General features: G+C 65.7%; 24 protein-coding genes. 16 read left to right on the top strand and 8 right to left on the bottom strand.

The features are described 5' to 3' along the window. Positions 1 to 8 precede the first annotated feature (8 nt). Together garD and KHO41_RS20600 are read right to left on the bottom strand one after the other, a co-directional pair. The gene (gene garD, locus KHO41_RS20605) at positions 9 to 1,583 is read right to left on the bottom strand and encodes a galactarate dehydratase (RefSeq protein ID WP_211955147.1); all 1,575 of its coding nucleotides are present in this window, start codon (positions 1,581 to 1,583) and stop codon (positions 9 to 11) included. A 16-nt stretch (positions 1,584 to 1,599) separates the two neighbouring features. Beyond that, positions 1,600 to 2,979, bottom strand: a complete 1,380-nt coding sequence (locus tag KHO41_RS20600) for an MFS transporter (RefSeq protein WP_211955146.1) — start codon at positions 2,977 to 2,979, stop codon at positions 1,600 to 1,602. A gap of 368 nt (positions 2,980 to 3,347) precedes the next feature. Between KHO41_RS20600 and kdgD the strand changes: the two genes are divergently transcribed. The 3 genes from kdgD to KHO41_RS20585 all read left to right on the top strand — a co-directional run bounded on the left by kdgD (position 3,348) and on the right by KHO41_RS20585 (position 5,971). Then, positions 3,348 to 4,262, top strand: a complete 915-nt coding sequence (gene kdgD / locus KHO41_RS20595) for a 5-dehydro-4-deoxyglucarate dehydratase (RefSeq protein ID WP_211955145.1) — start codon at positions 3,348 to 3,350, stop codon at positions 4,260 to 4,262. Positions 4,263 to 4,484: 222 nt separating this feature from the next. Next, a complete protein-coding gene (locus KHO41_RS20590; protein WP_211955144.1) occupies positions 4,485 to 5,120 on the top strand; it encodes a YceI family protein in 636 nt (211 codons plus the stop codon). A gap of 341 nt (positions 5,121 to 5,461) precedes the next feature. Then, positions 5,462 to 5,971, top strand: a complete 510-nt coding sequence (locus KHO41_RS20585; RefSeq protein WP_211955143.1) for a hypothetical protein — start codon at positions 5,462 to 5,464, stop codon at positions 5,969 to 5,971. An 855-nt stretch (positions 5,972 to 6,826) separates the two neighbouring features. Here the strand turns inward: KHO41_RS20585 and KHO41_RS20580 are convergent. Continuing rightward, positions 6,827 to 7,819, bottom strand: coding sequence for a Vgb family protein (locus KHO41_RS20580; protein WP_211955142.1), 993 nt, complete (start codon positions 7,817 to 7,819; stop codon positions 6,827 to 6,829). A gap of 136 nt (positions 7,820 to 7,955) precedes the next feature. Here KHO41_RS20580 and KHO41_RS20575 point away from each other — a divergent pair, with 136 nt between their 5' ends. The 4 genes from KHO41_RS20575 to KHO41_RS20560 all read left to right on the top strand — a co-directional run bounded on the left by KHO41_RS20575 (position 7,956) and on the right by KHO41_RS20560 (position 11,589). After that, positions 7,956 to 8,273 (top strand): YnfA family protein, encoded by a 318-nt coding sequence (locus tag KHO41_RS20575; RefSeq protein WP_211955141.1) that lies wholly within the window; start codon positions 7,956 to 7,958, stop codon positions 8,271 to 8,273. A gap of 238 nt (positions 8,274 to 8,511) precedes the next feature. Next, positions 8,512 to 10,032, top strand: a complete 1,521-nt coding sequence (gene adh / locus KHO41_RS20570; RefSeq protein WP_211955140.1) for an aldehyde dehydrogenase — start codon at positions 8,512 to 8,514, stop codon at positions 10,030 to 10,032. Positions 10,033 to 10,147: 115 nt separating this feature from the next. Beyond that, entirely contained in the window at positions 10,148 to 11,176 is a 1,029-nt protein-coding gene (adhP, locus tag KHO41_RS20565; protein WP_211955139.1) for an alcohol dehydrogenase AdhP, read from the top strand. Positions 11,177 to 11,184: 8 nt separating this feature from the next. Next, complete coding sequence (locus tag KHO41_RS20560; protein WP_211955138.1) at positions 11,185 to 11,589, top strand: DUF779 domain-containing protein; 405 nt, start codon at positions 11,185 to 11,187, stop codon at positions 11,587 to 11,589. A gap of 64 nt (positions 11,590 to 11,653) precedes the next feature. On the opposite strand, the gene KHO41_RS20555 is transcribed toward KHO41_RS20560, so the two are convergent. Then, a complete protein-coding gene (locus KHO41_RS20555) occupies positions 11,654 to 11,896 on the bottom strand; it encodes a hypothetical protein (RefSeq protein ID WP_211955137.1) in 243 nt (80 codons plus the stop codon). A 165-nt stretch (positions 11,897 to 12,061) separates the two neighbouring features. Between KHO41_RS20555 and KHO41_RS20550 the strand changes: the two genes are divergently transcribed. From KHO41_RS20550 to KHO41_RS20540, 3 genes are read left to right on the top strand one after another with little or no spacing between them, the layout of a single operon-like run. Then, positions 12,062 to 12,952 (top strand): alpha/beta hydrolase, encoded by an 891-nt coding sequence (locus KHO41_RS20550; protein ID WP_211955136.1) that lies wholly within the window; start codon positions 12,062 to 12,064, stop codon positions 12,950 to 12,952. A 10-nt stretch (positions 12,953 to 12,962) separates the two neighbouring features. Beyond that, positions 12,963 to 15,002: a penicillin-binding protein 1A gene (locus KHO41_RS20545; protein WP_211955135.1), complete on the top strand. Its 2,040-nt coding sequence runs from the start codon at positions 12,963 to 12,965 to the stop codon at positions 15,000 to 15,002. A gap of 51 nt (positions 15,003 to 15,053) precedes the next feature. Then, entirely contained in the window at positions 15,054 to 16,313 is a 1,260-nt protein-coding gene (locus KHO41_RS20540; protein WP_211955134.1) for an arsenic transporter, read from the top strand. Between the two features lie 28 nt (positions 16,314 to 16,341). On the opposite strand, the gene KHO41_RS20535 is transcribed toward KHO41_RS20540, so the two are convergent. Next, complete coding sequence (locus tag KHO41_RS20535) at positions 16,342 to 16,497, bottom strand: hypothetical protein (protein ID WP_244873925.1); 156 nt, start codon at positions 16,495 to 16,497, stop codon at positions 16,342 to 16,344. Positions 16,498 to 16,789: 292 nt separating this feature from the next. Here KHO41_RS20535 and folE point away from each other — a divergent pair, with 292 nt between their 5' ends. From folE to KHO41_RS20520, 3 genes are all read left to right on the top strand, one after another. Then, positions 16,790 to 17,533: a GTP cyclohydrolase I gene (gene folE / locus KHO41_RS20530; RefSeq protein WP_211955133.1), complete on the top strand. Its 744-nt coding sequence runs from the start codon at positions 16,790 to 16,792 to the stop codon at positions 17,531 to 17,533. Between the two features lie 19 nt (positions 17,534 to 17,552). Beyond that, entirely contained in the window at positions 17,553 to 17,996 is a 444-nt protein-coding gene (locus tag KHO41_RS20525) for a BLUF domain-containing protein (RefSeq protein ID WP_211955132.1), read from the top strand. Between the two features lie 178 nt (positions 17,997 to 18,174). Next, positions 18,175 to 18,468, top strand: a complete 294-nt coding sequence (locus KHO41_RS20520; RefSeq protein WP_211955131.1) for a nicotinamide mononucleotide transporter — start codon at positions 18,175 to 18,177, stop codon at positions 18,466 to 18,468. 22 nt (positions 18,469 to 18,490) lie between these two features. Here KHO41_RS20520 and KHO41_RS20515 read toward each other — a convergent pair whose 3' ends face one another. Further along, positions 18,491 to 18,742, bottom strand: a complete 252-nt coding sequence (locus tag KHO41_RS20515; RefSeq protein WP_211955130.1) for a hypothetical protein — start codon at positions 18,740 to 18,742, stop codon at positions 18,491 to 18,493. Between the two features lie 134 nt (positions 18,743 to 18,876). Continuing rightward, entirely contained in the window at positions 18,877 to 19,041 is a 165-nt protein-coding gene (locus KHO41_RS20510) for an FmdB family zinc ribbon protein (protein ID WP_211955129.1), read from the bottom strand. A gap of 437 nt (positions 19,042 to 19,478) precedes the next feature. Here KHO41_RS20510 and KHO41_RS20505 point away from each other — a divergent pair, with 437 nt between their 5' ends. The 3 genes from KHO41_RS20505 (at position 19,479) to KHO41_RS20495 (ending at position 25,036) form a co-directional block, all read left to right on the top strand. Then, a complete protein-coding gene (locus KHO41_RS20505; RefSeq protein WP_211955128.1) occupies positions 19,479 to 20,126 on the top strand; it encodes a response regulator transcription factor in 648 nt (215 codons plus the stop codon). A gap of 6 nt (positions 20,127 to 20,132) precedes the next feature. Continuing rightward, a complete protein-coding gene (locus KHO41_RS20500) occupies positions 20,133 to 23,522 on the top strand; it encodes an ATP-binding protein (protein ID WP_211955127.1) in 3,390 nt (1,129 codons plus the stop codon). Positions 23,523 to 23,635: 113 nt separating this feature from the next. Continuing rightward, complete coding sequence (locus tag KHO41_RS20495; protein ID WP_211955126.1) at positions 23,636 to 25,036, top strand: MFS transporter; 1,401 nt, start codon at positions 23,636 to 23,638, stop codon at positions 25,034 to 25,036. A gap of 50 nt (positions 25,037 to 25,086) precedes the next feature. Here KHO41_RS20495 and KHO41_RS20490 read toward each other — a convergent pair whose 3' ends face one another. Further along, positions 25,087 to 26,061, bottom strand: coding sequence for a Bug family tripartite tricarboxylate transporter substrate binding protein (locus KHO41_RS20490; RefSeq protein WP_211955125.1), 975 nt, complete (start codon positions 26,059 to 26,061; stop codon positions 25,087 to 25,089). Positions 26,062 to 26,089 lie beyond the last annotated feature (28 nt).

The following is a 26,089-nucleotide window of genomic DNA, read 5'->3' as shown; positions in this document are numbered from 1 at the left end:
AACTGGGCTCAAGTCACCGGCGCCGGATTAAACAACGCCAGCGCGTTATGCAGCCTGTGGTGTTCCGCCCACGTCTTCTTGCGGCCGCTGGCCACGTCGATCATCAGGCGGAACAGTTCCCAGCCCACGTCCTCGATGGTCGCTTCGCCGGTCGCGATGCGGCCCGCGTTGACGTCCATCAGGTCGTGCCAGCGGCGCGCGAGGTCGCTGCGCGTGGCCACCTTGATGACGGGTACCTCGGCCAGGCCATACGGCGTGCCGCGTCCGGTCGTGAACACGTGCAGGTTCATGCCGGCGGCAAGCTGCAGCGTGCCGCAGATGAAATCGCTCGCGGGCGTGGCCGCGTAGATCAGTCCTTTCTGCTTCAGTTTCTCGCCCGGCGACAGCACGCCGGTAATCGGCGCGCTGCCTGACTTGATGATCGAACCCATCGCCTTTTCGACGATGTTCGACAGGCCGCCCTTCTTGTTGCCGGGCGTGGTGTTGGCGCTGCGGTCCACACGGCCGCGTTCGAGGTAGCGGTCGTACCAGGCCATTTCGCGGATCATCGCGTCGGCCACCTCGGGGGTGGCGGCGCGCGCGGTGAGCTGGTCGATGCCGTCGCGCACTTCGGTCACCTCGGAGAACATGACAGCGGCACCGGCACGCACGAGCAGGTCGGTGGCAAAGCCCACTGCGGGGTTGGCCGTCACGCCAGAAAACGCGTCGCTGCCGCCGCACTGCACGCCGACCACCAGGTCCGACACCGGGCAGGTTTCGCGCCGGCGCGCGTTCAGGCGCTCCAGATGCGTTTCAGCCATGTTCATGATCGATGCGATCATCGATGCAAAGCCGACATGCTGCTCGTCCTGCAGGCAGACCACGCCCACCTGCACCTCGCCCGCGCCGGTCTGGATCGGAATGGTGCCCGCCGGCATCAGGCGGTCCGGCTGCAGCTTTTCGCAGCCGAGGCTCACCATCATTGCGGTGCCGCCGAAATTCGGGTTGAGCGCGATATTGCGCAGCGTGCGGATCGGGATCACCGCATCGGGCGCATCGATGGCCACGCCGCAGCCGTAGGTGTGCTCGAGCCCGACCACGTCGTCGACATTGGGGTAACGCGGCAGCAGTTCTTCGCGGATGCGCCGCACGGCATGCTCGACCACGCCCGACACGCATTGCACGGTGGTGGTGATGGCCAGGATGTTGCGCGTACCGACGGAGCCGTCCGGATTGCGGAAGCCTTCGAAGGTATAGCCTTCCAGCGGCGGCAGCGGTGCGGGCACGCGCGTGCCGATCGGCAAGTCGGTCAGGCCCGGCGCCACGGGCATTTCAATGACGCGCTCGTTGACCCAACTGCCGCGCGGCAGGTCTTTCAGCGCGTAGCCGATCACCACGTTGTAGCGCACCACCGCATCGCCCTGCTTCAGGTCCGACAGCGCGACCTTGTGCCCCTGCGGCACGGCCTCTTGCAGGACCAGCCCGCATGGGAACGCCGCCCCCGCGGGCAGGCCGCCGTCGTTCGCGACGATGGCCACGTTGTCCTCGGGATGGATGCGGATATAGAGCGGCGCCTTGACTGCCTGCGAATCATGTTCTGACATGCTGTGCTTCCTGCGGTTATTGCGGGTGCCTGAGTTCCACGCGGCGAATGTCCTTGACGATCACCAGGTAGCTCAGCACCGTGACCAGTGCATGGACTCCGACGAACACCAGTGCGCCGTTGAAGGACCCGGTGACGCTCAGGATATAGCCGATCGCGATCGGCGTAACGATGCCGGCGATATTGCCGAACGTATTGAAGATACTGCCTGCCAGGCCGATCACTTCCTTGGGCGCGGTATCCGCCACCACGGCCCAGCCCAGCGCGCCGATGCCCTTGCCGAAGAAGGCCAGCGCCATGAAGCCGACGACGAGCCATTCGGCATCGACATAGTTGCAGGCGATCATGCTGACCGACAGCAGCATGCCGGCCACGATGGGCACCTTGCGCGCCACGGTCAGCGTATGGCCGCGGCGCAGCAGCGCGTCGGAGATCATGCCGCCCAGCACGCCGCCAAGGAAGCCGCAGATCGCCGGCAGCGAGGCCACGAATCCTGCCTTCAGGATGGACATGCCGCGCGCCTGCACCAGGTACACCGGAAACCAGGTCAGGAAGAAGTAGGTGAGCACGTTGATGCAGTACTGGCCCAGATAGACGCCGGCCAGCATGCGGTTGCTCAGGAGCTGGCGCGCATAGAACCAGCCCGCCGGCGCCGCAGCCTTGCCGGCACCGCGCGCCGCGCCTTCGTTCATGTGGATCAGGCCGCCGCCCTGCTCGATGTGTTCGAGTTCCGCGCGATTGACCGCGGGATGATCGGCGGGGCTGCGCATGACCTTGAGCCACAGCAGGGCCAGCGCCATGCCGATCACGCCCATCCAGAGATAGACGTGGTGCCAGCCCCAGCTATGCGTGACCCATGCCATCAGCGGCGTGAACACCACGGCCGCGAAGTACTGCGCCGCGTTGAAGATGGCCGACGCCGTGCCCCGCTCCGAGGTGGGGAACCAGCTCGCGACCACCTTGGCATTGGCCGGGAATGCGGGCGACTCGGCCAGGCCCACGGCAAAACGCAGCATGAACAGCACGGTCATCACCGCGCCCATGGAGGCGAACACCCCCACCCAGCCCTGCAGCAGCGTGAACACCGACCACAGGCAGATGCTGGCCGCATAGATGCGGCGCGCGCCAAAGCGGTCAAGCAGCCAGCCGCCGGGAATCTGCGCCATGACATAAGCCCAGCTGAAGGCCGAGAAGATATAGCCCATCTGCACGGCGCTGAAGCCGAAGGCCTCGCGCATGGCGGGGCCCGTGATCGACAGCGTGGCGCGGTCGGCATAGTTGACCGTGGTGACGATGAAGATCATCGCCAGGATCCAGTAACGGATGTTGGTGCGGCGCGCCGTGGCGGCGCTGCCGGCCGCGGTCGTCGTGGCGGCGGAAGTGGGGCTTGCGTTCATCGGGTCTCCTCATGGCCTTGGTGCCGATGGCAAAAGGCGGATTGAGATATGTCGTCGTATGACTGAGATTATAGGGACCTGCCCCGGGCATCGTAGTGCGCGTTTACCCTAGATTTCCTCGGATTCACCCTGGAATTTTCTTTCGTTTTCCTTGCAGTACATGGTGTCCAGGCGGTCGGGAACCTCCAGCCGACGACGCTGACCGAAGGTACGACACCGGGGTTTTCCCGCAATCCGCCATTTTCGTGCTTGTCTATTGTCTCGCCTAGTTGTACGATGACGTACATTGATAACGCACTGCAGGAACGCGGAACGCCGCCCTGCCCCAATCCATCACCCACTGCCACCTCTGGCCCAGGATGAGAGACATGACGACACCGCAAGAACTGAAGCAGATCATTTCGGAAGGCCTGCTGTCCTTCCCAGTCACCGACTTCGACGAACAAGGCAACTTCCGTCCGGAAACGTACGTCAAGCGCCTCGAATGGCTGGCGCCCTACGGCGCATCGGCGCTGTTCGCCGCTGGCGGCACCGGCGAGTTCTTCTCGCTGACGCCGGATGACTACTCGAACGTGATCCGCACCGCGGTAGAAACCTGCGCGGGCAAGGTGCCCATCCTGGCTGGCGCAGGCGGCCCGACCCGCGTTGCCATCGCCTACGCTCAGGAAGCGCAGCGCCTTGGCGCCAAAGGCATCCTGCTGATGCCGCACTACCTGACCGAAGCATGTGAAGAAGGCATTGCCAATCACATCGAGGAAGTCTGCAAGTCGGTGAACATCGGCGTGATCGTCTACAACCGCGCTAACTCGCGCATCGGCGCCGACCTGCTGGAGCGCGTGGTCGACCGTTGCCCGAACCTGATCGGCTTCAAGGACGGCGTCGGCGAGATCGAAGCGATGGTGCGCGTGCGCCGCAAGCTCGGTGACCGCCTGGCCTACCTGGGCGGCCTGCCGACCGCCGAGGTCTATGCCGCGGCCTACAAGGCGCTGGGCGTGCCGGTGTATTCGTCGGCTGTGTTCAACTTCGTTCCTCGCACCGCGATGGAGTTCTACCGCGCCGTCGCCGCCGACGACCACGCGACCATTGGCCGCCTGATCGACGACTTCTTCCTGCCCTACCTGGACATCCGCAATCGCCGCCAGGGCTATGCGGTGAGCATCGTCAAGGCTGGCGCCCGACTGGTCGGCTACGACGCCGGTCCCGTGCGTGCGCCGCTGACGGACCTGACGGCCGAGGAGATGGAAAAGCTGGATGCGCTGATCCGCAAGCTCGGACCGCAGTAAGGTCGCTCCGGGACACCGGACACAGTTGGATACCCCGCCGCGAGCGGGGTATTTCTTCTTGTGGTGGCCATCCTCTGCAGAAGGACGGTATCGATGCGGACGTGCACAGCCATCGCCTCACCTTTCGCCGTTTGCGATAGCCCCGCGATGGAATAAACCCCGATCGCCACGTGTTTAGTCAGACGAACCCGAGTTTCCGGATTCGTTTGCCAAGGACGCGTCGTGCGCGATTCGCCACTCAGCCTCGAAGCCCCTCGCCGGCACGCGATTGCCGGGCTGCTGATCGCCACGTTCGCCTCGATGGCAGGCTCCATCAGCCAGGCGCAACTGGCCGATGCCGAGGACCAGCCCGACCAATACGTGCTGGACCCGCAGCACTCACGTGTCACATTCACCGTTGACGCGGACTTGCGCTCACAAATCCGGATGCGCTTTCTGCGCATGCATGCGCAGCTTGAACAGGTGCACGGCGACCGGGATTCCGGCCGCGTAACGGTGACGATCGATGCCACAAGCGTCGAAGCGCGCCCCCGCTTCCTGTCTCCGATCCTCCGCGGCCACGGCATGCTCGATGTCGCGCGCTATCCGGAGATTCACTTTGTCAGTACCCGCCTGGTCCGGGCCGAGGAAGGCCGTGCGTGGCTGTTCGGCGACCTGACGATCCGCGGTGTCACGCGGCCGGTGCGGCTGCTCGTGACGTACGACAGCGTCGACGGCAATCCATGGCCTGACGGCACGCTGGCATTCTCGGCGGCCGGAGACGTCAGCCGCCGCGAGTTCGGCCTGTCGGCCTGGTTTCCAATGATTGGCGATGCCGTACACATGAATATCCAGGTGGAGTTCGTGCATGGACCTTGAAGCCGCTGGCAAGTCGAGAGCCCTATTTCACCGATGCGACACGGGGAGACCATCATGTCGATTCGATTTCTCGTGGCGTTGTTGCTTGCAGCCTTCACGTTCGTTGCCTGCGGCGGAGACGGCGACGATTCGTCCAGCGCGTCCGGTCCGGCGGCGGGCATGGCGGGCGGTGCCTCGTCGGCAAGCGCTCCCGGTTTCCAGCCAACGCCCGTGGTGGGAGGAGGGGGTAGTTCAGGCGGATCCGGCGCGGCAGGGGCAGGGTCGGGAATGTAGTGGTTGGATGATGCCTGGGTCGACTATCAGCCGAAACGAATCACATCTTTCGGCAAGGGAGAATGGTCATGTCACATCGCTTGGCCACTTGGGTGGCTGGCACGGCGGTCGCGCTGTCTGCCTGTGCGTCGCTGCAACCCGTCCAGACGGCGCAGAAGATGAACGGTAGCCCCGAAAGCGCCGTGCGCGAAACGTTTGGCGAACCCACGGAGATCTACAAGCTCGCCGACGGCACCACGCGCTGGATCTACTCGCACCAGCCGTTGGGGTTCGAGGTCTACGCGGCCGATTTTGACGGGAACGGGAGGCTCGTCAACTTCCGCCAGATGCTGACCGAGAAAGAGATCTACGAAGCCAGGCCCGGAGTGTGGACCAAGCGCGATGTGGCCGAGCGCTTCGGCATGCCGCGAGAGCCAGTGCAGTATTACTCCCTGATGAAGCGCGAGGCATGGTCGTACCGGCTCTATGCGAGTGGCTATCAGCCGGCGCACTTCAGCGTTTATTTTGATGATCAGGGGGTGTTGGATCGTACGATGATTATTGTGGATTCGGTTGGGGGGGATCGGAGGCGGAAGTGATTGGGGTTGGTGAAATGTGGGGTGGTTGGGGTTGGGGTGTCGTTCTTGGCTGGCGCCGCTGTTTCGCCGGCGGAGCCGGCGGGGGTTTTGTGGTCGGGATCGGGGTGTCGCTCTTGGCTGGCGCCGCCGTTTCGCCGGCGTAGCCGGCGAGTCACTTTTTGTCCGAGCGACAAAAAGTAACCAAAAAGCGCGTCGTTGCCGCTGGCCATCAATTCCACGGCGGCAGTGGCTCCAACGGCTTTGGACGCCTGCGATGGTGGTCGGCCGTTCCAACCTGCTACGCCATGTGAGTCAGAACCTGTGCCTCGCGCGGCACGGCTTTTGGACGATCCCCAAGACGGACTCGGGTACAGCGTTTCAACCAGGTCAGTGGTGGGACGCCTTCGGCTGCGCTGCGCGCGCGTCGTCGTCTGGGGGCAAGCTCATCAACGTCGCGGACGCCCGAGGTCCATTTCCTCTCTTTAGTTCGCGCATGTCATGGTGGGCCTCGTCACCGAGGCGTAGTTCGCCCTGGGCCTGCGTGCTCAGACTTGGGCTCTGCGCGTAGCGCAGCCGAAGGCGATTACACGATGTGGGTAGTAGCAGGGTCCACAGACGCTTGCAGGGCTCGTTCAATCAGCGCTGTATTCCCACTCACGGTGGTGCCCCACGCGGCAGGCAGCGTAAATCACTCTGAAGCCCATACCCGTACAACACCCCCAGCACACTACGATAAAAATTCGCCCCTTTGGGGCAGCCAAAACGCGTTTTTGGTTACTTTTGTCGCTCGGACAAAAGTGACTCGCCGGCTACGCCGGCGAAACAGCAGCGCCTGCCAAGAACGATAACCCGCAATCCGGCGAAGACCAATCCCCCTCACCTCCCCCCACCCCCAAATCGATAAACAACCAGATGATCCGTCCCAGACTCCGCCGCCCACGCTTCACCCGGCCGACCTAGCATCTGCCGCACGTTGGCATCCGGCCGTGGACTGGTGAAGGTCTCGAACTTGCCGGTCTGCGGGTCGAAGCGCAGCACGGCATTCTTGCCCCAGTCGCTCAGCCACACCTTGTCCTGCTCATCCACATACATCGCATAGGCATGCGGGCTATCGCCTGGCAGTTTCCATTCCCGCCAGCGGGCCGTGCCGGGGTCATAGGCACCCAGCTTGCCGGCGGTCCATTCGCTGACCCACAGCGTCCCCTTCGAGTCGGACCAGATGCGGCGTGGCCCTGACTTTGATGTGGGTGGCGTAATTACCTGCGCGACACCGGTAGTGGTGTCGATGCGGGCAATGTAGTCACCGGCCAGCGAGGCGAAATAGACGTCGCCCTTCGGCGTCGCGGCAATGCCGTACGGTCCCCGGCCACGCGGCGCGTCGAACATGCGAATGCGGCCGCTGGCGGGGTCCAGTTCACCGTAGATGCCGTTCTGCCCCGTGAACCACAGACGTCCGCGCGTATCGAACACGGCGGTATTGAGGTTGACATTGGCTTGTCCGGCCGGGAGCGGGAAACGCTTCACCCCATGCGTAGCGGGATCGACCCGGAGGATCGCATTCTGGCCGCCATCCGTCACCCACGCAGCACCATCGGGTCCGATGATCACGCCATGCGGCGCTGACGCTTCGCCGAGGGGGATATGGATGGTCTTGCCGGTTGCAGGATCCAGCCGCCCAAGCTCGCCCGTGCTCTGGGCCGTGTACCACACCGCGCCATCGGGCGCAGGCGCAACGTCGTGTGGATGCGCGCCGGCCGGCACTGCGTAGCTTTGGACGCGTGGTGGCACTGTGCCCTGGGCACAGACTGCGGTGACAGACGTGGCCATGAAGGCGGCAGCCAGTACGGCACGGAGCAAGCGCAGGGACATCGCCATCTCCTGATCGGTCGAAGAAGCTTCGATCCAAGCATAGGCCAGCGACGGCACTCGGGCACCCGTATACTTCGCGATTGCTTCGCCCCCGCGACTCCCCGGTGCGGCACCTGACCCGAGACCACACTGCCGTATGAAAACCATCACGCTCTACCTGCTCACCGCTGTCGCCGAAATCCTTGGCTGCTACCTGCCCTACCTGTGGCTGCGCCAGGGCGCGAGCGCTTGGGTATTGCTGCCAGGCGCGTTGTCGCTGGCGTTGTTCGCATGGCTGCTGTCGCTGCATCCGGACGCGTCGGGGCGCGTGTATGCGGCTTATGGCGGCGTCTATATCGGCGTGGCCGTGCTGTGGCTGTGGCTCGTCGATGGCGTGCGGCCCAGCGCCTGGGATCTCGCTGGCGTAGGCGTGGCGTTCGCGGGCATGGCCATCATCGTGTTCCAGCCACGCTGAAGGCGTGCCTCGCCACGGCAATTGTTCCGTTTTGGCACAGGTGCGCCATCACGGAACAACCGTCCCGCTGGCCAGGTACACCTGACACGGCAACGTCAGCGACAAAGCGCCCGCAGGGCCCTGTTTTCACACCAGTTTTCGCCAGACACACTCGCACCGGCACACCTCTTGCGATGTTCCCTGTCGCGTGCGGCACCTTGCCGCGCCAGCCAACGAACTTCACAAGACGGAGCGAGACATGAACATGGCCGAGATCGCCCAGCTGGGCGTCAGCAACCCCTACAAGCAGCAGTACGAGAACTATATCGGCGGCGCCTGGGTGCCGCCCGCAGGCGGCGAGTATTTCGAGGCCATCACGCCGATCACCGGCAAGCCGTTCACGCGCGTGCCACGCTCGAAGCAGGAAGATGTCGATGCCGCGCTCGATGCCGCGCATGCCGCCAAGGCGGCCTGGGGCCGGACCTCGACCACCGAGCGCGCCAATATCCTGAATCGCATCGCCGATCGCATCGAAGCCAACCTGACGCTGCTGGCCGTGGCCGAGACCATCGACAACGGCAAACCCGTACGCGAGACCATGGCCGCGGACCTGCCGCTGGCGGTGGACCACTTCCGCTACTTTGCCGGCTGCATCCGCGCGCAGGAAGGCGGCATCTCGGAAATCGACGCGGAGACCATTGCCTACCACTTCCACGAGCCGCTGGGCGTGGTGGGTCAGATCATCCCGTGGAACTTCCCGCTGCTGATGGCCACATGGAAGCTTGCGCCGGCGCTGGCCGCGGGCAACTGCGTGGTACTCAAGCCTGCCGAGCAGACGCCCGCATCGATCCTTGCGCTGATGGAGGTGATCGGCGACCTGCTGCCGCCGGGCGTGGTCAATGTCATCAACGGCTTCGGCCTGGAAGCGGGCAAGCCGCTGGCATCGAGCCCGCGTATCAGCAAGGTGGCGTTCACGGGCGAGACCACGACGGGCCGCCTGATCATGCAGTACGCCTCGCAGAACCTGATTCCGGTCACGCTGGAACTCGGCGGCAAGTCGCCGAACATCTTCTTCGAGGACGTGCTGGCCGCTGACGATGCGTACTTCGACAAGGCGCTGGAAGGCTTCGCCATGTTCGCGCTGAACCAGGGCGAGGTCTGCACGTGCCCGTCGCGCGCGCTGATCCAGGAATCGATCTACGACCGCTTCATGGAACGCGCGCTCAAGCGCGTGGCGGCGATCCGCCAGGGACATCCGCTCGACAAGGGCACTATGATCGGCGCGCAGGCATCGGCCGAGCAGCTCGAGAAGATCCTGTCCTACATCGACCTGGGCCGCAAGGAAGGCGCGCAATGCCTGGCCGGCGGCGAACGCAACCAGTTCGATGGCGATCTCGCAGGCGGCTACTACGTGAAGCCGACCGTGTTCAAGGGCCACAACAAGATGCGTATCTTCCAGGAGGAAATCTTCGGGCCGGTGGTATCAGTCACCACGTTCAAGGACGAGGAAGAAGCGCTGGCCATTGCCAACGACACGCTCTACGGCCTGGGCGCCGGTGTCTGGACGCGCGACGGCGCGCGCGCGTTCCGCATGGGCCGCGGCATCCAGGCGGGCCGCGTGTGGACCAACTGCTACCACGCGTATCCCGCGCATGCCGCATTCGGGGGATACAAGCAGTCCGGCATCGGCCGCGAGAACCACCGCATGATGCTCGACCACTACCAGCAGACCAAGAACCTCCTGGTCAGCTACAGCCCCAACGCTCTCGGCTTTTTCTGACGATACGCAAGGCATCGCGTTTTACTGGTGAATTCGCAGTCCCGAGCCGCGAAGCGCGTGCCACTATCGTAACGGTGCCCTCCTCCCCGGGCACCGCTTCCAACAAGGAGTCGATATGCCAGCGATGATGAAAGCTGCGGTGGTGCGCGCATTCGGCGCGCCGCTCACGATCGATGAAGTGCCCGTGCCGCAACCTGGACCCGGCCAGATCCAGGTGAAGATCGAGGCCTCCGGTGTCTGCCATACCGACCTGCATGCCGCCGACGGCGACTGGCCGGTCAAACCCACGCTGCCGTTTATCCCGGGCCATGAAGGCGTCGGCTATGTCTCGGCCGTAGGCAGCGGTGTCAGCCGCGTGAAGGAAGGCGATCGCGTCGGCGTTCCGTGGCTGTACAGCGCCTGTGGCTATTGCGAGCACTGCCTGCAAGGCTGGGAAACGCTGTGCGAGAAGCAGCAGAACACCGGCTATTCCGTCAACGGCGGTTACGGCGAGTATGTGGTGGCCGATCCGAACTACGTTGGCCTGCTGCCCGACAAGGTGGGCTTCGTTGAAATCGCGCCGATCCTGTGCGCCGGGGTCACGGTGTACAAGGGCCTGAAGGTCACCGATACGCGGCCCGGCCAGTGGGTGGTGATCTCGGGTATCGGTGGCCTGGGCCATGTGGCCGTGCAGTACGCCAGGGCGATGGGCCTGCGCGTCGCAGCGGTCGACATCGACGATGCCAAGCTCAACCTGGCCAGGCGTCTCGGCGCGGAAGTCGCCGTCAACGCACGCGATACGGACCCGGCCGCATGGCTGCAGAAGGAAATCGGCGGTGCGCATGGCGTGCTGGTCACTGCCGTGTCGCCGAAGGCGTTCTCGCAGGCGATCGGCATGGTGCGGCGTGGTGGAACCATTGCCTTGAACGGACTGCCTCCTGGCGATTTCGGCACGCCGATCTTCGACGTGGTGCTTAAGGGCATCACCATCCGCGGCTCGATTGTCGGCACGCGCAGCGACCTGCAGGAGTCGCTCGATTTTGCCGCGCATGGCGACGTGAAGGCCACCGTCTCCACGGCGAAGCTGGACGACGTCAACGACGTGTTCGGACGACTGCGCGAAGGCAAGATCGAAGGCCGCGTGGTGCTGGACTTCTCGCGGTGAGACCAGCCATGCCGCACGCCAGCGCCGTTTCAGCAAGTCCCGTGACCGTGACCCGCGTGGTCGCCACGCCGGCGGCGCTCGCGCTGATCGGCGAACTGCGCGCGCGGCATGGTCCGTTGATGTTCCACCAGTCCGGCGGCTGCTGCGACGGCAGCGCGCCGATGTGTTTTGCCGCCGGTGACCTGATCGTGGGCGATTCGGATGTCTGCCTGGGCGAGATCGGCGGCGCGCCCTTCCACATGACGCGCGCGCAGTTCGAATACTGGCAGCACACGCGGCTGGTAATCGACGTGGTGCCGGGTGCGGGCGGCATGTTCTCGCTGGAAAGCGGGACCGGGAAACGTTTCCTGACGCGCTCGGAACTGTTCAGCGACGAGGAAGCCGCACTGCTGGCTGCCCAGCCTCCGCTGTAGCGCTTGCGCGACCCTCGGACGCCCCCGTCGCACGCGGTACGGGAAGCGCGTCTCGTAGCGGAGGCTACCGTTTCTCGTCGAGCAGATCGTTGAGGATTTCGTCGAAGGTGGCCTGCGCATCCTCCAGCGCCTGCAGCGCGGCGTCGAAGGTCTGCAGCGCCATCTTGGACGGCTTGCCGCTGCCCTGCGGCGGATACTGGGATTGCAGCGCGGTGAAGGCGACCTGGACTTGCCGGGTCGCGTCCACTACGCGCTGCATGGCCTGCGCCTCTTCGGCGCGCAATTGTTCGTGTTTCTGTTCGCTCATGCCATTGGCTCCTGGCCGCGCCCTGCGGTGGCGCAGCGTTATGGGCGATATCGTACAAGAACTGGCCCCGCAGGCACCGGAACCCGCGTCGTCCTGCGCGAAAATCGGTTAGGCTCCACCTGGGGACGCCTGCCGCTCCCGTGCCAAAGGAATCCGCACCCAGACATGTCATCCCTCATGCGCCGGGCGCTGGCCGCCACGCTGGTGACCGCCAGCGGCTTTGCCTGCTACTGGACCTATCTCACCGTCAATCAGGCGCGCCTGCTGTTCGACGCGCGCCGTCGCCCTCCACGCGACCTGCCCGACGGCATCATCGGCTACTCGCATATCGTGCCCGGCGGCATGCTGCGCGGCTACATCTATCATGCGCCCGGCGAGAGGGTGCGCGACCTGCTTTTCTACCTGCCCGGCCGCGGCGAGGATGTACTGGAAACCCTGCAGTTCGCCCGCTGGCTGCCGCCCGGCATGGGTTTCGCGACCTTTGACTACCGCGGACTCGGCCACTCCGACGGGCAGCCGTCCGAGGCCGCGGCGGTCGCCGACGCCAGCCAGTTCCTGCTGCACCTGCGCCGCGTCTTTCCCGGCACGCGGGCCCATGTCGTGGGGCGCAGCCTTGGAACCGGCGTTGCCATCCAGCTCGCCGACCTGCAGGACTTCGAAAGCCTGCAGCTGATCACGCCGTACGACTCGATGCTTGAGCTCGTGCGCAAGCGCTTTCCGCTGGTGCCGCTGCGCCAGCTCATGCGCCACCACTTCGATTCGATTTCGCATTGCAAAAAAGTCGTCCAGAGCACCAAGGTGCTGCTGGCGGAGACCGACGACGTGGTGCCGCATGCGTGCTCCGAACGGCTAGTCGCTGCGTGGCCGGCACCGGTCGTACTGGAAACCATGCACGGCACCGATCACTTCACGATCGTCGAGCGCCAGGAAACCTGGGTGGCGTTGTGCGAATTCGCGCGGCAGGTGCAGCATGATCCGCTGCCCGACACGCCGCGCACGGCTCCGCCCGATCATGACGAGTCCGGTGTGCCGCTTCCGCTGCCCCGGTTCCGCTAGAATTGCGCGCATGAAAAAATTCGCAGTCAAGGCAGGCGGCGCCGCGTTGGCGCTGGCTGCAGCCGGCGTGCTGCTCGCCGGTTTCGCCGCGGTCGTCAGCCTGCGGCAGCTTCCCCCCGTCGATGCCCTGCGCGACTATCGCCCCGACGTACCGCTGCGGATCTTCACGAGCGACAACGTGCAGATCGGCGAATTCGGCAGCGAGCACCGGGAATTCATCGCGTTCGAGAAGATGCCGCGCCAGATGACTCAGGCACTGCTTGCCGCCGAGGACGACCAGTTCTACGAGCACGACGGCATCGACATCCCCGGCATGTTCCGCGCGGCGCTGGCCAATCTGGGCAAGGGCTATTCGCAGGGCGCCTCGACCATCACCATGCAGGTGGCACGCAACTTCTACCTGTCACGCGAGAAGACGCTTTCGCGCAAGTGGTACGAGATCCTGCTCGCGTGGCAGATCGACCGGACGCTGTCCAAGGATCGCATTCTCGAGCTGTATATGAACCAGGTCTATCTGGGCGAGCATGCGTACGGTTTCGGCAGCGCGGCCCACGCGTACTTCGGCAAGCCGCTGGACGGGCTGTCGCTGGCAGAGACCGCAATGCTGGCGGGGCTGCCAAAGGCGCCCTCCACGATGAATCCGGTGGTCAACTTCGCGCGCGCCAAGCGCCGCCAGGAATATGTGCTCGGGCGGATGCTGGCGCTCGGCATGATCAGCCAGGACCAGTACCGCGACGCCCGATCGGCGCAGCTGGACATCGCCCCCGACAATGCGGGCCAGTTCGCCGGGCACGCCGAATATGTCGCCGAACTCGCGCGCCAGCTTGCGCGCGACCGCTTCGGCGATGACGCGTACACGCGTGGCCTGAACGTCTACACCACGGTGTCGTCGGTGCGGCAGACCATGGCCTATGACGCCGTTCGGCGCGGCCTGGACGGCTACGGAAAGCGCCATCGCCTGGACAGCCCGGACGGCGGGCCGCAGGCGGCACTCGTTTCGCTCGACGGCGACACCGGTGCGATCGAAGCCATGGTCGGCGGCGCCGACTTCAGCACCAACCGCTTCAACCATGCGACGCAGGCACTGCGCCAGCCCGGTTCGACTTTCAAGCCGTTCATCTATGCGGCGGCGCTTGAGCACGGTGTATCGCCGGGCACGCTGATCAACGACGCCCCGCTCGACAACAATTCGCGTTGGCAGCCGTCCAACGACGATGGCCGCTTCCTGGGCGCGGTCACGGTGCGCCAGGCGCTGGCCGAGTCGCGCAACCTGCCGGCCATCCGCACGCTGCAGGCCATCGGCATTCCGTATGCGGTCGAGTTCGCCAGCCGCTTCGGCTTCTCGCAAAAGCGGCTGCCGCGCTTCCTGCCGCTGGCGCTGGGTACCGGTACGACGTCGCCGCTGCGGCTCGCGTCGGCGTATGCGGTGTTCGCCAACCAGGGCCATCGCGTGGAGCCTTACCTGATCTCGCGCATCACCGACAGCGAAGGCCACGTGCTGTTCGCCGCCGACAATGCCACGGAGCCGCCGCGCGTCATCAGCGAACGCAATGCCTTCGTGATGGACAGCCTGCTGCGCAGCGTGGTGGACGACGGCACTGGCGCCGGCGTACGTCGCTACCTGCATCGCGAGGATGTGGCCGGCAAGACCGGCACCACCAACGACTCGGTCGACGGCTGGTTCGCCGGCTACGCCGGCAACGTGGTCACGGTGGCCTGGATGGGCTATGACGACAACCATAGCCTGGGCGCCCACGAATTCGGCGCCACCACCGCGTTGCCGATCTGGGCTTCGTATATGGAAGGCCGGATGGCGGGCACCCCGGTAGCCGAACGAGCCGCACCGTCCGGCGTCTCGCGTAGCGGCGGGGACTGGATGTATGCGGAATATGCCGACGGCAAGCAGGGTATCGCCTCGCTTGGTTTCCCGGCACCGCAGCCAGCGCCGGCGCAGGATGCCGCCGCCACGCCGGTAGCCAGCGAAGCCGTTGGGTTACCCGGCCAGCCCTCAACGCCGGCAGCGAGCCGCGACGACAGGGCAAGCCTGTAGCCAGCACCGGACCGCAGCGTCCTTTTCGACCTCTCAACAACAAGAACCACAATGTCGAGCGCCAGCGCCGTATTGATCTGGGCCATTGCCGCCCTCACCACCGCTGGCGTGCTGCTGCGGCCGTTTCGCCTTTCCGAGGCCTTCTGGGCCGTGGCGGGCGCGGTGCTCCTGTGCCTGGGCGGACTGCTGGCGGTGCCGGACGCGCTCGCCGCCGTCATGCGCGGCCTCGATGTCTACCTGTTCCTGGCCGGCATGATGGTGATCTCCGAACTGGCCCGCAAGACCGGGTTGTTCGACCACGTGGCGGCACTGGCCGTGCGGCGCGCAGGCGGTTCCTCACGCACGCTGTTCCTGCTGGTCTATGGCTTTGGCACGCTGGTCACGGCGTTCATGTCCAACGACGCGACCGCTGTGGTGCTGACGCCCGCGGTGCTGGCTGCCACGCGCGCCGCGAAGGTGAAGAACCCGCTGCCGCACCTGTTTGCCTGCGCCTTCATCGCCAACGCGGCCAGCTTTGTGCTGCCGATTTCGAACCCGGCCAACCTCGTGATCTTCGGCACACGCATGCCGCCGCTGGCCGGCTGGCTGGCGCACTTTGCGCTGCCGTCGCTGGTCGCCGTGGCGGCCACGCTGGCGGCGCTGTACTGGACGCAGCGCGAGGCACTGGCCGAGCGCATCGCCAGCGACGTGCCGGTGCCGCCGCTGAGCCTGCAGGCGTGGCTGACGGCGCTTGGCATCGTGCTGACCGGGCTGGCCTTGCTGACGGCATCGCTGCGCGGCAGCGACCTGGGCTGGCCGACATGCGCGGCGGGCGCGGCGACGCTGCTGATCGTGTGCGCGACCAAGCGCGACTTGCTCGCGCCGGCCCTGAGCGAGATTTCGTGGGGCGTGCTGCCAATGGTGGCGGGGCTGTTCGTGCTGGTAGCGGCGCTCGAGCATACCGGCGTCATCCACTGGCTTGCCGACATCATCCAGGCGGCGTCCCGCCAGGACAGCCTAGCGGGGCTTTGGGGCATCGGGGCGGCCGTGGCGCTAATTGGCAACGTTGCCAACAATCTCCCGGCCGGGCTGATCGCCTCCTCTGCGCTGGCTGCGGGTCACGCGTCCAATGCCGTGACAGGTGCTGTGCTGGTGGGCATCGACCTGGGCCCCAACCTTTCGGCAACCGGTTCGCTGGCCACGCTGCTGTGGCTGACCGCGCTACGCCGCGATGGTCATATGGTCACCGCCGGCCAGTTCCTGCGGCTCGGCGTTATTGTCATGCCGGCAGCCATGGTGCCGACACTGGCCGTGCTCGCGCTCGCGCGCTGACAGTCGCGGGCCTTTCCGGCGCATAGCGTCAGTCGCGGCCGCCGGACTGCGCGGCGCGCTGCGACAGCACGCCTTGCCAGCGCAGCGGTGGCGCGCCATGACGCACGGCCCGGCTATGGTGTTCGACTACGCCGGCTTCTATCGTCGGCTGTGGCAGCGGCACCGTGGCGACATGAAGCAACATCAGGCTGCTGCACGGAAACGCAATCGGCAAGATCACTGGCTGGTCCCTGGAAGATGCCCCGTCGATGGGGGAAGCGCCGCACTGCCGGGCGGACATTGCGGTCAAGGCATTATGTTCGCTTGTCGGCCCGCTGCGTGACGGGCTTGAGGCTTGTCATCAACAATTCACGGAGCCTGCTCACCGAGTGCAGTGTGCGGCGCTCCCGGGGAGTGCCGCAGGTTGTGAGGGCCTGACATCTGCCATATAGTGAAGCACGGTGCACCATTCCTCTCCTACCTGAAAGCGGCTCTCCATGACAGACAAGGACGCTGCACACCACGGCGTGAAGCACAAGACCAGCAATACCGACCCGGACGAGTCCAGCGTATCGGACCGCATCCGCTCGCGCCTGCTGGCGGCGCGGGAGCGCTTTCATGCGAACGACAATATCGCCCGCTACATCGAGCCCGGCGAACTCGACGCGCTGCAGGAAGAAGTGGAGGCACGACTGGAAGAGGTCCTGCGCGCGCTCGTGATCGACGTGGACCAGGACCACAACACGCGCGAGACCGCACGCCGCGTGGCCAAGATGTACCTGAAGGAAATCTTCGCGGGGCGCTACGCCAAGCCGCCGGCCGTAACCGAGTTTCCGAACGTGGAGCAGCTCAGCGAACTGATGATCGTCGGCCCAATCCGCGTGCGCAGCGCCTGTTCGCACCACCTGTGCCCGATCATCGGCAAGCTGTGGGTGGGCGTGATGCCGAACCAGCATTCCAACCTGATCGGCCTGTCCAAGTACGCGCGGCTGGCCGAGTGGATCATGTGCCGTCCGCAGATCCAGGAAGAAGCCGTGGCCCAGGTAGCGGACCTGCTGCAGGAGAAGATGAACCCGGACGGCTTGGCCATTGTCATGGAAGCCGAGCACTTCTGCATGCACTGGCGCGGCGTGCGCGACACCGATGCCAAGATGACCAACAGCGTGATGCGCGGGTCCTTCCTGAAGGACGGCAGCCTGCGCCGCGAATTCCTCGCCCTGCTCAATCGCAACGGCAAATAGCCATCCCGGAGCTGCCAGCATGCTCGTCCGCCTGCTCTATGCCAGCCGCGCCCGCCAGGCCATCGACGCCGCGACGCTCGACGCCATCCTGACCACCAGCCTGGAACGCAATCCGCGCCACGGCATTACCGGCGTGCTGTGCCATGGCAATGGCATCTTCCTGCAGGCGCTGGAGGGCGACCGCCAGGAAGTGTCGCGGCTGTTCCAGGCCATCACGCGCGATCCGCGTCACCATGACGTGGTGCTGCTGCAGTACGAAGACATCTGCGAGCGCGATTTCGCGGGCTGGGCCATGGGCCACGTCAATGTCGCGCGCATCAATACCGCCACGCTGCTGAAGTTCTCGGCGCGTGCCGAACTGGACCCGTTCTGCACGTCCGGCCAGGCGTCCCTGGCGCTGCTCAAGGAACTGATCGCCGGTGCGTCCGTCGTGGCGCGCACAGCCGAACGCGGCCGTCCCTGACCGGCCATCGCGTACTCCGCTGTTCCTGAAAAGTCATTCCTGAGGCGGCCGCCTGCCGCCTGCCACATCTTTCGCCTTTTCCCGAAATCCGGAAAACACTTGCACACGCATGCGTTCCGGGCTAAAGTCGCGTCCGATTGTATGCAAAAAATGAACACAAAATCAGGAGACACGCGGCATGGACTTCGCGCCCCAAATTGTTCCCAATCTGCTCAATGGACTCGAATGGTCGGGTTGCGCGCTGGCGATGAGCGGCTCGCTGCTGGTGGCCCTGCATAACCGGGCCTCGCGCTGGGGATGGATCGCGTATCTGTGCTCGAACCTGCTGTGGAGCGTGTTTGCGCTGGTGACCGGCACCTATGGCCTGTTCGTGCAGCAACTCGGCTTCACGGCGACGAGTTGCTATGGCCTGTACCGCCACACGAAATACCACCGCGAACTCGACCAGAAGGCGGCGGGCGCCGCCGCCTGATCGAGAGACTCCGCCGACTGCGCTATACGGTCACGCGGCCGAACAGGCCGCACTCGAGATCGCTCTCGAACTCTTCGACCCATTCAGCGCCGCCGGCCTCGTAGGCACTGCTGGCCTCCGTGCTGAGCCGCCGCACGCTGATGCGGCGCAACGCATTGCCATTCACCTCGTCGGTGATATCGAAGTCGTCCGGGGCCATTCCCACCTGCCCGCATACCTGCGCGAACTGTTGCTGCTCCTCGGGTGAAAACTCGGAAAACGGTCTCGTAGCCATGGCATCCTCCGTCAGGTCATGAGATCGCCGCATGCGCGCAGCGGGAGCGTGCGCGGCGCGGGATTGCGCCACGCAAAAAAAATGTGCATGCCGGCGGCATGCATCGACCCACTGTGAGTTGTAGTTTCGAGGGTTCAGCTCTTGCGCCCGGTCTTCGCCACGAACGGCGTGGGTGCATGTTGCACTGTCTGGCTACCGCACTTTGGACAACTGGGGTGTGCGGTCGCGTGCTCGGCCATATGCTCGGTATGCTCGAACACGTGCCCGCATTTGTCGCAACGGTATTGGTAGACAGGCATGACGCACCTCCAGGCGGCACACTTGCCCAGCGGCATGTTTCGCGTGCCGAATTCATTCTAGGCGTACGGCGGCAAGTGGCAAGCCCGATACCGCGGCAGCGCCCGGCACGCCACTCGGGATTTGCGGTGCATCAGCATTCGTGCGTGCAGGTACGGAACAACGCTCAAATTCCCCAGGAATCTAGCCGAAATACGATTCAACGGCGCGCATAAGATAGCCAAAATTTCGGGGATTGTGGTGATGCAATAGTCCGTATCAATCGGCCCTTGCCGGTTGGCGTCCACAATTACCGAGGTCTTCGTCAAATGTCCCTTGCGTGTAGACAACTTCCGGCTTCCATGTGCCGGTCGCAACGCAGCACCATCCCCCATTCCTCCTCCCTTCCCCGCACCACAGCGCGGCCGCGCAGCGTGCGCACCAGAAACGGGGAACAGTCATGAACGGACCGCTCATCCGCGTTGCGGTTGCGGACGACCACCCGCTTGTCGTCACCGCACTGCGCGATTGCCTGCATCGCTCCGCGCGTTTTCACATTGCCTGCGAATGCACTGGCGGCTCCGAACTGGTGCAGGCGCTGGACCGGCAGCCAGCCGATATCGCGATCACCGACTTCTGCATGGGCCACGGCGATGCCACGCTCGACGGCTTCAACCTGCTGAACCGCCTGGCGCGGCGCCATCGCGGCACGCGCATCGTCGTAGTCAGCGCGCAGTCGAACGCCGCCATCATCCGGCGCGCGGTGAAGCTCGGCGCACGCGCGTTCGTCAGCAAGGAAGACGAACTCGACGAAACCTTGCGGGCGTGCTTTCACGTCATGACCAGCGAAAGCTGCTACTACTCGCCATCGATCCGCGCGATCCTCGATGACGCGGCGATGGTCGATGCCCCCGCGACCGACCTCACGCTGCGCGAACTCGAAGTGGTGCGCCTGTATGCGCAAGGCATGCAACTCAATGAGATTGCCGCCAAGCTTGGCAGGTCGGTCAGCACCATCTCGAGCCAGAAGACCGTGGCCATGCGCAAGCTGGGCGTGAACACCAACACCGACCTGATCCGGTATGCGTACGAGAACGGTCTGATCTGAGCGCCCATGCAGCAGCTCCTCGACAGTACCCGCGTGTCGCTGGCGAGCGCCTTCGACACGCTCGCGGACAATGCCCGGCGCCAGCAGCATCTCTATTCGGCGACCATCGCCGTATTGATCGCCCTGGTGGTGTTCGCCGGCATCGTGCTGGTGGCGCTGGAAGCCGACAAGCACCTTAGCCAGCAACATAACCAGGTCACCGGCTATGTGGGCACCATCTCGCAGCGCCTGGAAAGCGAGGCCGCCTTCCTGCGGCGCAGCGTGCTGAGCGTGCGCCGCTACCACGAGTCTGGCTCAGCGCAGTCCCCGGATGCCGCCACGGTCCAGTCCGTGCGCGCAACCGGCGTCGCACGGATTTCGGACAAGATCGCCGGACATGATTATTACCTGCTGGCAACGGCCTCCACGCGCCACGCCTGGGGCCGGGCCATGCCCACGCAGCTTGCGCGCCTGCAACAGATAGCGCTCGGCACGCTGGCCACGCAGCAGGCCTTTGGCCTCGATCACTGGGTCTATGTCCTTTCGCTCGAGAACGACAGTGCCGCCATTCTCGCGCGGCAGCCTTCGGCGGCGCAGGTGACAGTCCCGATCCAGCCCGCGCTGATCGATACGCTTCGCGACACCATTACGCAGGCGCTGCTGGACCGCAGCGGCCATGCGGTACCGCCCGGCGACGAGCAGCTCTGGGCCGGCCCCGTGCGCGATCCGCTGACCGGTGCGATGGTCATGCTGAGCCTCGGCGCGGCCTACACGGGCGATACGCCCACCGTGCTGCTGGCGGCGTGCGTGCCAGTCGGCGATTTTCTCGCGCAACTGGATCGCCCCGGAGATGGCGCGCTGCTGGCGCTGCTCAATCCGGCCGACGAGGCCATCGATGTCGCGGCACCCGCGTTGCCCGTTGAAGGCCCGGTGGTCAGTGCCGTCATGGCACAGGCGCGCCGGCGGCCGCACAACGTATCGCACTACACGCGCCGTGGCGTGCTGATGATCCAGCCCCTGCAGCCGGGGTTCGGCGTGCTGGTCTGCTTTCTGCCGTATGGCCTGCTGGTGCCCGCGCTCGCACCGGAGCTCGCCGTGATCCTCAGCGTGGCGCTGCTGCTGATCGGCGCCATCGTCCTGAGCGCGCGCTACTGGGACCGCCAGATGCTGCGCCGGACCCATTCGGAAGCGGCGCGCGCGCTCGAGAACGAGATCCTGAACCAGATCCTTGTCAGCGCCACGCCGGTCGGGCTGTGCATCGTCCGGCAACGCGACTACTCCGTACTGACATCGAACCAGCTTGCGCAGGCACTGTTGCGGCTTGACAAGGCCAACGCCTTGCCCGCGCAGGTGACGGAGGCTTTCGAACGCCAGCCGTCCGGCGCGGAAGCGTGCCAGCCGGCGCCGATCAACCACTTTATCGTCCCCGCGCCGGGCGACGAAGCTACCGCACAGCGCTACCTGCAGGTCACGTATGCGCCCGCCCGCTACCACGACGACAAGGTGCTGTTCTGCGCCGTGCAGGACATCACGACGCAGCAGGCCTTGGAGCAGCAGCTACGCTCGGCACAGCAGGCGACCGAGGCCATGATGCGCGCACGCTCGAGCTTCTTCGCGGCCATGAGCCATGAAATCCGCACGCCCCTGAACGCGCTGATCGGCAACCTCGAGTTGCTTGCGCGCAGCCCCGGCCTGGAAGGCCATGCGCAACGCCTGCACGTGCTGGGCACTGCCGCGGAAGGTCTGCGGCGCATCGTCAACGACATTCTCGACTTCTCGAAGATCGATGCCGGCAAGCTGGAACTGGTCGCCAAGCCGTTCCGTATGGCCGAAGCGCTCGAAGGGCTGGCACTGACTTACGCGCCCATTGCGACTGCGCGCGGCATCCGGCTACAGCTGCAACTGGCGCCCGAACTGGACCGCGAAGTTTGTGGAGACGGCATGCGGCTGATGCAGGTCGTCAACAACCTGTTGAACAACGCATTCAAATTCACCACGAGCGGCCGCATCACGCTCAGCGGCCGCTACGAGCCCGACACCGATGGCCGGCACATGCTGACCTGCCGCGTCGGCGACACGGGAATCGGCATGCCGGCGGCCCTGATCGAACGCATCTTTCAGCCTTTCGTGCAGGGCGACGACGTCGCGACGGGTCGCTACGGCGGCACGGGACTCGGCCTGTCCATTTGTGCGCGGCTGTGCGAGCTGATGGGTGGCGGCATCAGCGTGCAAAGCGTGCAGGACCTCGGCAGCGCCTTCACCATCATCGTGCCCCTGGCGCCCACCGCCGACGATGCCGCGTTCGCCCCTGTCTCCGATATCGCTCCCGCCCGGCACGGCAGCGTGATGGTGCTGAGCCAGGACGGCAAGACCGGGGACTGCATTGAAGCGTGGCTGGCGGCTGCGGGCTGGCAACCCCACGTGCTCACTTCGCTGGCCGCGGCGCGCGGGCACCTTGAAAACCACCGCCCACAGGCCATCGTCGCCACGGAAGAATTCGATCCTCGCGCATTGGAATCGCTGCATGGACTGGGCTCGGCTCCCGTGATCTGGATGACGCCCGATGGTCCCCACCGGGCCCGGCGGCGGGCGCCCGGCGTCCTCGAGGTGTCCAGCTTCAGCCACGAGGCGCTGCTCGCCTGCGTGGCCTCGGCCGCGGCATGCCTGCAGGATCTTCCCGCACTCGCCTCCACGGCCGACATGACCGGCGCACCAGTCGTGTCGGCGCCATTGCCCGACACAGCTGGCCTGACCATTCTCGTCGCCGAAGACAACCCGCTGAACCAGACGCTGGTCAGCGAGCAACTACGGATACTGGGCTGCCAGCCCATCATCACCGACAACGGCAAGCAGGCGCTGGCCATCGCCGAATCGACCCATGTCGATGCAGTGCTGACCGACATCCACATGCCGGTCATGAACGGCCATGCCCTGCTCGATGCGCTGCGCGAACGGCGCCCAGACCTGCCCGTGCTCGCCTTCAGTGCGCTGGCCCAGCAGGAACACGCCGAGGATTGGCAACAACGCGGCTTCAGGGGCTACGTCACGAAGCCGGCGTCGTTGCATGAACTGGGCCAAGCCCTGCAGGCGCTGCGCGAGACGTCGATCGCGTCCGCCAGCCAGGAACGCTACGCGCGGCTGCTGCGCGAGCAACTGCAGACCGACCTGCCAGCGCTCGCGCAAGTCCTCGGCGCGAAGGATGTGGATGCCCTGCAAGCGTGGGTACATCGCGCCGCGAGCGGTTTCAGGATCGTCCGCGAGAACGCTCTGTATGCCCACTGCCGCGAAGTCGAGCAGTTGTGCCTGGACGCCGGCCGCTGGAGTGCGGCCATTGCCGCGGCCGGCGATGCACTGCGGGTGCTCGCGCAGCGCTATGCCGGCGAAGGCCTGCCCGCCACCCCAACGGAGACCGCCTGATCGCGGTCGCCCCCTACCACAATCTGCGCATTTGCGCGCGACGCCCCGCGCGCCGATAATGACGGCGCCGCGCCCGGTTCCACGGGTGCGGCCTTGCCGCCATTGTCTCCCGCATGTCGTCACATCAAGGGCTTCCCCACCCGCAGCGCAGCTGGGCCATTCTTACCGTCTTCTGCGGCCTGATCATGGCCGTGCTGGACGGCTCCATCGCCAATATTGCGTTGCCGTCGATCGCGCGCCAGCTCCAGTCCGAGCCGTCGAGCACGATCTGGGTCGTGAACGCCTATCAGCTCACAGTCACCGTGTGCCTGCTGCCACTGTCGTCGCTGGGCGACATCTTCGGCTACAAGCGTGTGTATCGGGCCGGGCTGGCCACCTTCCTGGTCGGATCGCTGTTGTGCGCGCTGGCCGTCAACTTGCCCATGCTGGTGGCGGCGCGCGTGCTGCAGGGCCTGGGCGGCGCCGGCATCATGAGCGTGAACACGGCGCTGGTGCGCTTTATCTATCCGCCGACGCGCCTGGGCCGCGGCATCGGGCTGAACGCGCTGGTGGTTGGCGTGACCACGGCGATCGGCCCTTCCCTCGGGGCACTGATCCTGTCACTGGCTAGCTGGCAATGGCTGTTCGCCGTCAATGTGCCGGTAGCCATCTTTGCGCTGGCGCTCAGTCGCAGCGCGCTGCCTGACACCGAGCCTCAGCCGCGCGAGTTCGACTATCCGAGCGCGGTGCTGTCGGCCGTGGTGTTTGGCCTGTTCATCCTTGGTGTCGACGGCCTTGGCCATGCGAGCCTGCGTATCGCCGGCGCGGCCGCGGTAGGCGGCGCCATCGTGCTGGGCTGGGTGCTGGTGCGCCGCCAGCACGGCCGCCCGTCACCGCTCGTGCCCGTGGACCTGTTTGCCAGCCGCGCCTTCACGCTGGCGGTCGGCACGTCGTTCTGCTCCTTCATGACGCAGATGCTGGCCTTCGTGGCGCTGCCGTTCTATTTCGAATACCAGCTTGGCCGGTCCCTGCATGAAACCGGCCTGCTGATCACGCCCTGGCCGCTGACGGTGGCCCTGATGGCGGCGCTGTCGGGCCGGCTGTCGGACCGTTACCCGGCCAGTATCCTGGCCGGCGCCGGGCTGGCGCTGCTTGCCGCCGGCCTGCTTGGCCTGGCATTACTGGGACACGATGCCACCAGCCTCGACATCGCCTGGCGCATGGCGATCTGCGGGCTTGGCTTCGGCCTGTTCCAGTCGCCCAACAACCGCGCGATGATCGGCGCCACGCCGCCTGAGCGCAGCGGCGGTGCCAGCGGCGCGCAGGCCACGACGCGGCTGCTCGGCCAGACCACCGGCACGGCCGTGGTGGCACTGCTGTTCAGCTTCGATCAGACCGGTGCCGGACGCCTCGCGCTCTACGTGGCCGTTGGCATGGCGACGCTCGGCGCGGTCATCAGCCTGAGCCGCCTGCGCGATGGCAGCAGTCCGCGACATGCGGGAACTGCCGCCATACGGGATGAACCCGATGCGTAGTCACGCGTAGTGACGCGTAGTGACGCGTAAGCGCGACCGCCCGGCTGCTGCTATTCAGCCTTCGCGCCCGACTCCTTCACGACCCTCGCCCATTTGGCGATCTCCGAGCGCTGGTAGTCCGCCAGCTTCTCGGGCGTGCCGAGAACCGGATCCAGCCCCAGCGTCTTGAGTTTTGCCTGCACATCCGGCAGCGAGTAAATGCGGTTGAATTCCGCATTGAGCTTTGCCACCACGTCTTTGGGCGTGTTGGCCGGCGCAAAGATGGCAAACCACGAGTCCGCCTCGAAACCAGGCAGGCCCTGCTCGGCAAGCGTGGGGATGTCCGGCGCCGACGGCGAACGCTTCGCGCTGGTGACGCCCAGCGCGCGCAGCTTGCCCTCCTTCACCACGGGAAGCGCCGACGGCAGGTTGTCGAACATCATCGTGATATGGCCGCCAAGCAGGTCCGGGATCGCCATCGCCCGGCCCTTGTATGGCACATGGGTAATCTTCACGCCGGCCATGGAATTGAACATCTCGCCGGCGACGTGCAGCGACGTGCCGACGCCCGGCGTGCCGAACGTGAGGCCACCGGGCCTGGCCTTGGCCAGCGCGATCAACTCCGCCACGTTCTTCGCCGGCACACTCGGATGGACCACCAGCACATTCGGTGTCGTCGCGACCAGGATCACGGGCGTGAAGTCCTTGACCATGTTGTACGGCATCTTGCTGTAGAGCGCACCGTTGATCGAGTGCGTGCCCACCGTGCCCATGGCAAGCGTGTAGCCATCGGCCGGCGCGTGGGCCACGGCCTCGGCGCCGATATTGCCGCCTGCGCCGGGCTTGTTGTCGACCACCACCGGCTGGCCCCACGCGGGCGAGATTTTTTCGGAGACGATGCGGGCCAGCGTGTCCGGCGCCCCGCCGCTGGGGAACCCGACCACCATCCGGATCGGCTTGTTCGGATAGGCCTGCGCCTGGACGGCGGGCGCGCTGAACACGGCAGCGGCGGCAAGCGCCACCGCTGCAACGGAACTGACTCGCATCGGTTGTCTCCTGGCTGTCCGGTGCCTG

It is taken from the genome of Cupriavidus numazuensis (assembly GCF_905397435.1).
Lineage (GTDB): Bacteria > Pseudomonadota > Gammaproteobacteria > Burkholderiales > Burkholderiaceae > Cupriavidus > Cupriavidus numazuensis.
The sequence above is the reverse complement of the archived record's forward strand: the minus strand, read 5'-3'. Positions and strand labels throughout refer to the sequence as shown.

Coding starts and splice junctions, on each gene's coding strand:
- garD (WP_211955147.1), bottom strand. CDS start 1,583: ATGTCAGAACATGATTCGCAGGCAGTCAAGGCGCCGCTCTATATCCGC.
- KHO41_RS20600 (WP_211955146.1), bottom strand. CDS start 2,979: ATGAACGCAAGCCCCACTTCCGCCGCCACGACGACCGCGGCCGGCAGC.
- kdgD (WP_211955145.1), top strand. CDS start 3,348: ATGACGACACCGCAAGAACTGAAGCAGATCATTTCGGAAGGCCTGCTG.
- KHO41_RS20585 (WP_211955143.1), top strand. CDS start 5,462: ATGTCACATCGCTTGGCCACTTGGGTGGCTGGCACGGCGGTCGCGCTG.
- KHO41_RS20580 (WP_211955142.1), bottom strand. CDS start 7,819: ATGTCCCTGCGCTTGCTCCGTGCCGTACTGGCTGCCGCCTTCATGGCC.
- KHO41_RS20575 (WP_211955141.1), top strand. CDS start 7,956: ATGAAAACCATCACGCTCTACCTGCTCACCGCTGTCGCCGAAATCCTT.
- adh (WP_211955140.1), top strand. CDS start 8,512: ATGAACATGGCCGAGATCGCCCAGCTGGGCGTCAGCAACCCCTACAAG.
- adhP (WP_211955139.1), top strand. CDS start 10,148: ATGCCAGCGATGATGAAAGCTGCGGTGGTGCGCGCATTCGGCGCGCCG.
- KHO41_RS20560 (WP_211955138.1), top strand. CDS start 11,185: ATGCCGCACGCCAGCGCCGTTTCAGCAAGTCCCGTGACCGTGACCCGC.
- KHO41_RS20555 (WP_211955137.1), bottom strand. CDS start 11,896: ATGAGCGAACAGAAACACGAACAATTGCGCGCCGAAGAGGCGCAGGCC.
- KHO41_RS20550 (WP_211955136.1), top strand. CDS start 12,062: ATGTCATCCCTCATGCGCCGGGCGCTGGCCGCCACGCTGGTGACCGCC.
- KHO41_RS20545 (WP_211955135.1), top strand. CDS start 12,963: ATGAAAAAATTCGCAGTCAAGGCAGGCGGCGCCGCGTTGGCGCTGGCT.
- KHO41_RS20540 (WP_211955134.1), top strand. CDS start 15,054: ATGTCGAGCGCCAGCGCCGTATTGATCTGGGCCATTGCCGCCCTCACC.
- KHO41_RS20535 (WP_244873925.1), bottom strand. CDS start 16,497: ATGTTGCTTCATGTCGCCACGGTGCCGCTGCCACAGCCGACGATAGAA.
- folE (WP_211955133.1), top strand. CDS start 16,790: ATGACAGACAAGGACGCTGCACACCACGGCGTGAAGCACAAGACCAGC.
- KHO41_RS20525 (WP_211955132.1), top strand. CDS start 17,553: ATGCTCGTCCGCCTGCTCTATGCCAGCCGCGCCCGCCAGGCCATCGAC.
- KHO41_RS20520 (WP_211955131.1), top strand. CDS start 18,175: ATGGACTTCGCGCCCCAAATTGTTCCCAATCTGCTCAATGGACTCGAA.
- KHO41_RS20515 (WP_211955130.1), bottom strand. CDS start 18,742: ATGGCTACGAGACCGTTTTCCGAGTTTTCACCCGAGGAGCAGCAACAG.
- KHO41_RS20510 (WP_211955129.1), bottom strand. CDS start 19,041: ATGCCTGTCTACCAATACCGTTGCGACAAATGCGGGCACGTGTTCGAG.
- KHO41_RS20505 (WP_211955128.1), top strand. CDS start 19,479: ATGAACGGACCGCTCATCCGCGTTGCGGTTGCGGACGACCACCCGCTT.
- KHO41_RS20500 (WP_211955127.1), top strand. CDS start 20,133: ATGCAGCAGCTCCTCGACAGTACCCGCGTGTCGCTGGCGAGCGCCTTC.
- KHO41_RS20495 (WP_211955126.1), top strand. CDS start 23,636: ATGTCGTCACATCAAGGGCTTCCCCACCCGCAGCGCAGCTGGGCCATT.
- KHO41_RS20490 (WP_211955125.1), bottom strand. CDS start 26,061: ATGCGAGTCAGTTCCGTTGCAGCGGTGGCGCTTGCCGCCGCTGCCGTG.